The 8264-nt window shown below is 59.3% G+C and carries 7 protein-coding genes; 6 read left to right on the top strand and 1 reads right to left on the bottom strand.

Features of this window, described 5'->3' with window-relative positions; genetic code table 11:
* Positions 1-418: 418 nt before the first annotated feature.
* The coding region (locus ASG79_RS24475; protein WP_414730912.1) for a helix-turn-helix domain-containing protein at positions 419-587 on the bottom strand (169 nt) is incomplete at its 3' end.
* Between the two features lie 349 nt (positions 588-936).
* Between ASG79_RS24475 and ASG79_RS12075 the strand changes: the two genes are divergently transcribed.
* The 6 genes from ASG79_RS12075 to ASG79_RS12050 all read left to right on the top strand — a co-directional run bounded on the left by ASG79_RS12075 (position 937) and on the right by ASG79_RS12050 (position 7919).
* Positions 937-1809, top strand: coding sequence for an ABC transporter permease (locus ASG79_RS12075; protein WP_235509797.1), 873 nt, complete (start codon positions 937-939; stop codon positions 1807-1809).
* A gap of 93 nt (positions 1810-1902) precedes the next feature.
* Positions 1903-2925, top strand: coding sequence for an ABC transporter substrate-binding protein (locus ASG79_RS12070; protein WP_082581741.1), 1023 nt, complete (start codon positions 1903-1905; stop codon positions 2923-2925).
* A gap of 152 nt (positions 2926-3077) precedes the next feature.
* On the top strand, positions 3078-3911 hold the full coding sequence (locus tag ASG79_RS12065; RefSeq protein ID WP_056391345.1) for an ABC transporter ATP-binding protein: 834 nt from the start codon (positions 3078-3080) through the stop codon (positions 3909-3911).
* A 253-nt stretch (positions 3912-4164) separates the two neighbouring features.
* Complete coding sequence (locus ASG79_RS12060; RefSeq protein WP_056391342.1) at positions 4165-5685, top strand: aldehyde dehydrogenase family protein; 1521 nt, start codon at positions 4165-4167, stop codon at positions 5683-5685.
* Between the two features lie 118 nt (positions 5686-5803).
* The gene (locus ASG79_RS12055) at positions 5804-6544 is read left to right on the top strand and encodes an SDR family NAD(P)-dependent oxidoreductase (RefSeq protein WP_056391339.1); all 741 of its coding nucleotides are present in this window, start codon (positions 5804-5806) and stop codon (positions 6542-6544) included.
* A gap of 493 nt (positions 6545-7037) precedes the next feature.
* Complete coding sequence (locus ASG79_RS12050; RefSeq protein ID WP_056391336.1) at positions 7038-7919, top strand: aldo/keto reductase; 882 nt, start codon at positions 7038-7040, stop codon at positions 7917-7919.
* The last annotated feature ends 345 nt before the right edge of the window (positions 7920-8264 follow it).

Raw genomic sequence — 8264 nt, 5'->3', positions numbered from 1 at the left:
TCCACGTACTGCCCAGACCGGCTTCCTCAATTTCCCTGCTGTGGCGGGGGTAGATGGCTTTCAGGCGGTGATGGGGGAGGTAGGCCAGGATGACCTTCGCTCCCGCTCCCTGAAACCACGGGCGGCGCTGCCCGCGGCTGAACCGGTTCTCGGGGCTCGTCGGGGCCCGGTACTCCCCGATGCACAGGACCGAATCGCGAAACGCGGTACTTAGAGTCGCCGAGTGCCCGATCTTGTCCACCAGTTCCTCCAGGACGCCGTGGCTGGCCAGCAGCAGCGGGTCCGTCTGGCGGATCTGCAAGTCCATCTCGATGACCCGCGGGCCGAGGCTGTAGTAGCCGTTGCGCACCGCGGTGAGCAGCCCGGCATCATGCAGGGTCTTGATGTAGCGGTATCCCGTTGACCTGGAGGTCTCCANGCGGGCCGAGGCTGTAGTAGCCGTTGCGCACCGCGGTGAGCAGCCCGGCATCATGCAGGGTCTTGATGTAGCGGTATCCCGTTGACCTGGAGGTCTCCAAAGCCTCAATCAGGTCAGCCGTTGACCACACAGGCGCCACCTCCGTGAAGAGATCCAGAACGTTCAGCATCCTGGACAAGCTGCCCGCGCTATCCGAAGCCTCTGCTGCCCCGCCGGCCTGCGAATCAAGTTCACTCATACGCCGAGTCCCATTCCTTCTCTTCCCTGCTTTACCAAACCAGCACATCAAAGCGTGCTATTGACCAAGTCTCACAATACAGGATATCTTGGCTCAAAGGCCTTTTGGCGTGGACACCCCGCCGCCAAAAGAGACATCCCGGAATCACTTGGAAGTCACCACGTCAAGGACCCTGTTGTCCTCACGTATCAGCCCTTTCGTTGGTACTTCAGGCGTGAGTTATCAGTGTGTCCTGGGGGTCAGACAGCGGTTCGAGTCCCCCTCAAGGAAGAGAAGGATCATGCAGAGAAAAACCCTTACGGCCGATCGGCCCAGTCAGAAGGGGTCCGCCGTGACCCCCCGGCGAACGCCCGGAACAGACCCGCGCGGACGACAAGAAGCCTCCGCCTCGACGCGACGAATCCGCTCTGTCGCTTGGTCGTCATTGCCATTCGTGGTGTTTCTGGCGATCCTCGTGGCGTGGGGTGCAGTAGTCGAGCTATTCAAGATCCCGGCCTACCTGCTTCCGGGGCCGGTTGCGGTCTTTGAACGTCTATTCAGTGATGCAAGCAGTTTATGGACCCACACACAGTCCACTCTCGTGGTGATTGTTATCGGGCTTCTGCTGAGCATCGTCATTGGCATTCCTCTTGGCCTGGTCATTGCACTCTCCCGGACTGCAAAACAGCTGCTCTACCCGCAAGTTATGATCTTGCAGCTGGTGCCGAAGATCGCGGTCGCACCGCTGCTCCTGGTTTGGCTCGGTTTTAGTATTAATACGAAAATTGGCTTGGTCATACTCATAACCTTCTTTCCCTTGCTCATGGCAAGCATCAGCGGATTCAGGATCCTTGATGAGAGGCTCCTCTACTTGACCCGGTCCATGGGCGCGACTCGTTGGCAGACATTCTGGTTTCTTCGGTTTCCTGCCGCCCTTCCGGTGATTTTTTCGGGAATTAAGACTTCAGCAACGATTGCCATCACGGGCGCACTTGTCGCGGAGTTTCTGGGATCGAACAGCGGGCTGGGTTACGCCCTGCTGCGGGCCAGCGGTGCACTGGATACCACTTACATGTTCGCCATTTTGGTCATCCTCACAGTCATCGGCGTGATCGTCAATTACCTGGTGGAAGCGGTTGAATGGCTGCTGACGCCGTGGCAACGACGCACCTGATAACCAGGCACATCGCCAATTGATTTGCGCGGGTACACCCCATACCCGCTTCCACAATCCTTAACAACCCCGACACGACCTGAAAGAAATACCATGCGAAGAGGCATTCCTAAATTAATCGCGGCCGCCACGGCGGCGGGAGCTTTGGTACTCACCGGGTGCTCCGCCGGGCCATCCTCAACCAATGCCGGCACTGGCATCCCTGTCCACTTTCAATTGAACAACCCTTGGAATGCTTCCACCGCGGGCTTCGCAGTCGCCCAGGCGGATGGCTTTTACAAGGATGCCGGAATTGACGCCAAAATTGAACAGGGTACCGGATCCGGTACAGCAGCCCAGCTCGTAGCAAGCGGCCAGGCGGACATGGGCATTGCAGACGCAGTGGCCGTCAGCCAGCAAATTGAAAAGGGAGCCCCGCTTGTCATGGTCGCAACGGACAATCAGGTGACCAATATTGCGATTCAGACTCTGGCTTCCTCAGGGATCAATTCTCCCAAGGATCTCAAGGGAAAGAAAATCGGGCTGGCTGAGGGCGGCGCGTGGTCTTTCCTCTTGCCCCTTTTCCTCCAACAAAATGGTTTCAGTGAGAATGATGTGACCATCTCGACCCTTCCCTTTGCTTCGCTGCCCGCCGCTCTGCTTCAAAAGAACGTCGACGCGATTGTAGGGGGACAGGATACAGCCGTAGCTCTCGGAATGCAGAACGCCCAATATAATAACTTCTGGTTTAAAGACTCCGGTGTGTCTCCCGTTGCACATTCAATCTTTACGACCCAGAGCTTTGCGGAAAAAAACCCCGAGGCAGTCAAGAAATTTGTTGCAGCCAGTCTGAAAGGCTGGAATGCGGCGATCGACGATCAAGAACGCGCCGTGACCGCGGTCAAGCAGCTCCTGCCTGACTCGCGCGACGACGTTGTGCGCGCCGAACTGAAATTACTGCTTCCCTTGATGTGCGCTGCAGACGCAAAGTTCGTCGGTCGGGCCGAGCCGGACCGGTGGGTACAAAGCAACGATATCTTGACACGTGCAAAGCTCCTGCCTGCTCCCGTGGACATTTCAAAAGCCGTTTCCTACGATTTCCTGCCGCCGGAGTCCGAACTGCACAGCTGCAAATAGGCTTCGACAACTAGCCCCGGGGCTTTGCACAGCACTAGTGGGACCGCCGGAGTCGCTCAACGCGATCTAAAAGTTGACGACTGCACGTAAATTCAGGGACACCCGCGTGCAGGGAGTTCGAATTGACCAGGCAGCAGAGAAAGGCATGACAAATGAACGACACAGTATTGCAGAAAAGGGCCGCAGGTCTGCCGATTTCAATAGCGGGTGTTGCGAAGACGTTTAGCAGTCCTAAGGGCAGCTCTTTTGAAGCACTCAAGCCGGTCTCGATGGACGTAAAGCCGGGTGAGTTCATTTCCATAGTCGGGCCCTCCGGCTGCGGTAAGAGCACACTTATGCTGATGGCTGCCGGGCTACTGGACAGGTCCGAGGGGGACATCCGCATAGGGGGTACATCGGTAACCAAGCCCTTCACGGATATCGGGATTGCCTTCCAGGATCACCTCCTGCTGGATTTCCGGACGGCAATGGAAAACGTCCTGATCCAGGCTGACGTACGGGGCCTTGACAAGAACGTGCTGAGATCCCGGGCCACCGAGTTGTTCAAGCAACTCCACTTGGAGAAGGCCATGGACAAATACCCCCGCCAGCTCTCGGGCGGAATGCGGCAACGGGTGTCCCTGATCCGCACGATCGTTCATGAGCCATCGGTGCTCTTGCTGGATGAACCGTTCGGGGCTCTCGATGCTCTCACTCGGCTTCAAGTTCGATCTGACCTCGAGGCACTCTGGCTGCGCAACAGACCAACAGTGTTGTTCATCACCCACAGTGTTGAAGAAGCTGTTGGACTATCCGACAGGATTTTCGTGATGAGCCCGAGCCCAGGTGAAGTGGTGGACGAAATAGTTGTTGACCTCCCCCGCCCACGACCACTTGCCCTGGTGGAATCCCCTGATTTCGGGACGTATGTGGACCGAATCTACGGCCACTTTGAGCGCATGGGAGTGCTTCACGGAATTGAAATTCCTAAACGAGGCAGTGAGTGATCGACGGGCACGTCTTCGGAGACGGGCTCTGACCTGCATACCTGGATGCGGAGCAGACACGATCACCATCGTGAGCTTCGCGACGGACACGAAGCATCGCAGCAGCCCTTGCTGGAGACGAAGTAAAAGGTCGACGTGCGGGCGGCGGGGCGTGAATTCGCACACGCAGCTTCCGCTACCGAGTTGACGGCCGCGTGCGGCCCAACAAATGACAACCGGGGGCTTCCACGCCCTCTAATAGGAGATCGCAACAATGACAACGAAGATATCCGAAGAGTCCGACGTGGTACAGGGCGGAGAGAGGGCCCGGGTCGGCATCATCTCGGCGGATGGTGTGAAGGCGCCCGCAGGTGGTTATGAGATGGAGATCCATAACCCCGCTACGGGTCGACTCATTGGCACGCTTCACGAAGCCGATGCCGCAGAGATCGATGCGGTAGTTGGGGGAGCGAAGAGGGCATACGAGAAGGTTTGGCGGCGGACGGCACCTGAGGCCCGGGGAAGGATGCTTGGCGCCTGGGCGGACGCGATTGCCGCGCGCCGGGAGGAATTGGCCGATATTGAGGTCGCGGATGTGGGGCACCTGCGCCGCGAGGTACTCGCCGACATTGACAACAGCACCCGGATTTTGCGCTACTACGCCGGGCTCGCCGACAAGCTTGAAGGGCGCACCTTCGCCCAACTGCCTAACCGCCTCTCGTACGGGGTTGACGAGCCCTTCGGCGTTGTCGCCGGTATAAGCCCTTACAACGGAAACGCAAATTCCCTCACTTTGAAGGCCGGCCCGGCACTCGTCGCCGGCAACTGCATCGTGATCAAGGCACCCGAGGTCGCCCCCCTCCTGAACTATCGGTTGGTCGAACTCGCACTCCAGGCCGGCGTTCCGGCCGGCGTCATCAGCGTCGTCACCGGCCGCGGGGAGACAGTGGGTCCGCTACTGACCGAGCACCCCGATATCGGGATGATCGCGTTCACCGGCGGCCCGGACTCCGGCCGGGCAATCATCCATCAGTCCGCGGCAAATATTGTGCCGACGTTCCTCGAACTGGGCGGAAAAAGCCCCGCGATCCTCCTCCCGGACGCCGACCTGGACATTGCCATCCCGTCGCTGCTGCATTCAAACTTCGCCAAGAGCGGCCAAAGCTGCGTGACAGGATCACGAATCTTCGTCCCGAACTCGATGTACGCGGAGGTCAGCGACCGGCTAGGGCAGAAGGCCAAAACAGTCCGCGTCGGACTCCCCACGAAAGAAACATCGCAAATGGGCACGCTCATCAACCGCCGACACCGCAGCCGGGTCGACGCGCTCGTCCAACGCGCGATCGATGCCGGCGCGGTCGCCCTGGCCGGCGGCGCCCCAGCCGAGGACGGCGAACTGGCCAACGGTGCTTTCTACCAGCCCACCGTGCTCGCGGAGGTCACGGATGACAACCCCGCCGCTCTCACCGAAGCCTTCGGCCCGATGGCGAGCGTCCTGTCCTACTCAGACGTCGACGAAGTCATCGCCCGATCCAACTCCTCCGAATTCGGACTCAGCGCGCAAATCTGGGGCAATGACGCACGGACCATCCAACACCTCGCAAAAGAGTTGATCGCGGGAACGGTCTGGGTCAACACCTACCGCTCCTTCCACCCAACCGTCCCATTCGGAGGCATGAAACAAAGCGGCTTCGGCAAAGAAAACGGCCTGGACTCGGTCGCCATGTACACCCGCCGAAAAGCAGTCGTCTGGGACCTCTCAACCGAGCGCGAGACGCCGTACGGCAACTCATGACCTGAATCGATCAAAAGAGACCGCGGACCACGACACAGGGGTCGCAGCAGAACCTCTAAGACCCCGCTGCGCGTGATCCACCCCCGAGCCTTACGAATATAAAAAGGGAAATATCGATATGAACGACCAAACGCACATGCCGACGCAGCGGCTGAAGGGGCGCCGGATTGTGGTTACCGGAGCTGCTGCTGGCATTGGACGGAGCACCGCGCAGCTCTTTGCACGGGAAGGCGCAGCAGTTGCCCTTCTCGACCGGGACAAGGAAAACCTCCAGATTGCCGCCGAGGAGATTGGTGGTTGGGCTTTCCCTGTGGACATCACCGACGATGAGGCGGTTGCGGGTGCAGTAGAGGAAGCTGCGGCGACTCTAAGCGGGATCGACGGTGTTGTTAATGCAGCGGGGATCATGTTCCAGGGTCTGGCGTCCGAAGTTTCAGCTCAGGAATGGCGGCGGGTGATCGACATTAATCTCACTGGCACCTATAACCTAGTTCACCGGTGTATCCCATGGCTGTTGCAGGAACCCTCAGCGACGGTTGTGACAATTGCTTCAGCGGCGGGACTCATGCCAAACGCTGCCGGACTTACTGCCTATGCTGCATCAAAAGGGGGAGTCATTGCCCTCTCGAAGGCATTGGCGGCTGAGCTGGCACCGACAGTACGCGTCAACACAGTTTGTCCAGGCATGGTCGATACTGCCATGGCTGACGGCTTCAGGGGAAATGTAGGTAACTACGCGCTCAATCGACTCGCCGACCCGGTCGAGATCGCCAACGCCATTCTCTTCCTCACCAGCCAAGAATCGTCCTACGTGACAGGATCTGCTCTGGCAGCAGACGGCGGAAGGTCGTTCCACTAGTCCTCGTCGAGTAGGGTCTCGTTGTCGTGATCCATTACTCGACAAAGTCCAGGCACCTGTCACATGTGCCGGGTTGGGGCCCTCAATGGAGGGCCGGGACCCGAAGGGGCTTTCCGAGTGATGGACGTGTCATCACTATCCCCGCCCGTCACTGACTCTAATTCGCCGCAGGCCTGAAACCACTAGGCATTAATGAAGCGGGGCAGCCCATCAGGCCGCCTGTGACGGACCGCCGAGGCCCGGGCCCTGGCGGGCGTCCTTCGAAAACCCGGCAATTCAAGGGGTGAGCGTTCCGGAGTTGTAGAGCATGGACGGGCTCGTTAGATGGTTCCGACTGCGCATGTGCCCGGACATGGGGGACCGAATAGTTCAGGAAGCAAAGGCACCGGAACGCCGCGGAAGTGGGGTCGGCCCCTTTTTAACCCCTGGAAATCGCGGCGTTCCTGTGGCTGAAAGTACGGCCCGTGAGTGGCCAGCAAAGAGATTGAAGGATATGAAGCAACGCACCATTGGAAATGTGCCTGTAAGTGCCATTGGGCTCGGAGCGATGCCCCTGTCCATCGAGGGACGTCCAGAGGAACGGCAGTCGACTGCTGTTATCCACGCCGCTCTTGAGGCAGGGGTCACTCTTATCGATACGGCCGACGCCTACCACCTGGCTGGACAGGATGAGGTCGGGCATAACGAGGAGCTCATCGGCAGGGCGCTCCGTTCCTTCGGCGCAGACGCAGCGTCGCAGGTAATCATCGCCACCAAAGGTGGACACCTGCGCCCGCAGAGAGGACCCTGGGCGCAGAACGGCCATCCCTCCTATCTTAAGGAAGCAGCCAAAGCCTCGGCCCGGCGGCTTGGAGTCGATGTAATCGATTTGTACCAATTTCATCGGCCGGACCCCCTCGTGCCCTATGCAGACTCCATTGGTGCTCTTGCCGACCTTCTCGAGGACGGCATCATACGAATGGCTGGCATCTCGAACGCCAACGTAGCGCAGATCAAGGAAGCCAACGAGGTACTGAACGGACGGCTGGCATCGGTGCAAAACCAATATTCCCCAAAATTCCGATCGAGTGAATCGGAACTAGCGCTTTGCGCCGAACTGGGTATTGCTTTCCTCCCGTGGAGTCCGCTTGGCGGGATATCTTCCGCGCGCGATTTGGGTTCGACTCATGAGGAGTTCGCCTGCGTCGGACAAAATCATGGTGTCTCTTCCCAGGTGGTGGCACTCGCATGGGAGCTGTCCAAGGCGGACGTTGTCATCCCTCTGCCCGGAGCTTCCCGGCCCGGGTCGATTCTGGACTCCGTCTCCGCCCCCGTTCTGGAACTCACCCCGGCGGATCTGGAACTGCTTGACGCAGGCTCCGTGTCACGAGGTTGACAGGTCCGCTAGTCAAACACAGACGCCTGCCGTCCGAGCCAAAGGGCTTGACTAGCGTACGTGATCACTTGGCGGTCGTGGAGAAAAGGATGGCCCTGACCTCTTCGAGCCCCGGAGCTGGCCTTAGGCTGCACAGAGAATACGGCGGGGTCGGGAAGGGGCAGGGACGGCACGGCTTGGAGCAGCAACATGAGGTTGGGGTCAATGGTGCTGGGCGGGGTCTTGACGATCCGGGTCCTTCGCGGGCTCATGACCGGTGCTGGTTCTCCATCAGGCGGTTTGATATGGTCGCTGCTGCCTGTTGGACGGCCAGTGCGGCCTGCTGGACATCGACGTCGCGCCGGA

Origin of the sequence: Arthrobacter sp. Soil761 (genome assembly GCF_001428325.1) — a bacterium.
Taxonomy (GTDB): domain Bacteria; phylum Actinomycetota; class Actinomycetes; order Actinomycetales; family Micrococcaceae; genus Arthrobacter.
The sequence above is the reverse complement of the archived record's forward strand: the minus strand, read 5'-3'. Positions and strand labels throughout refer to the sequence as shown.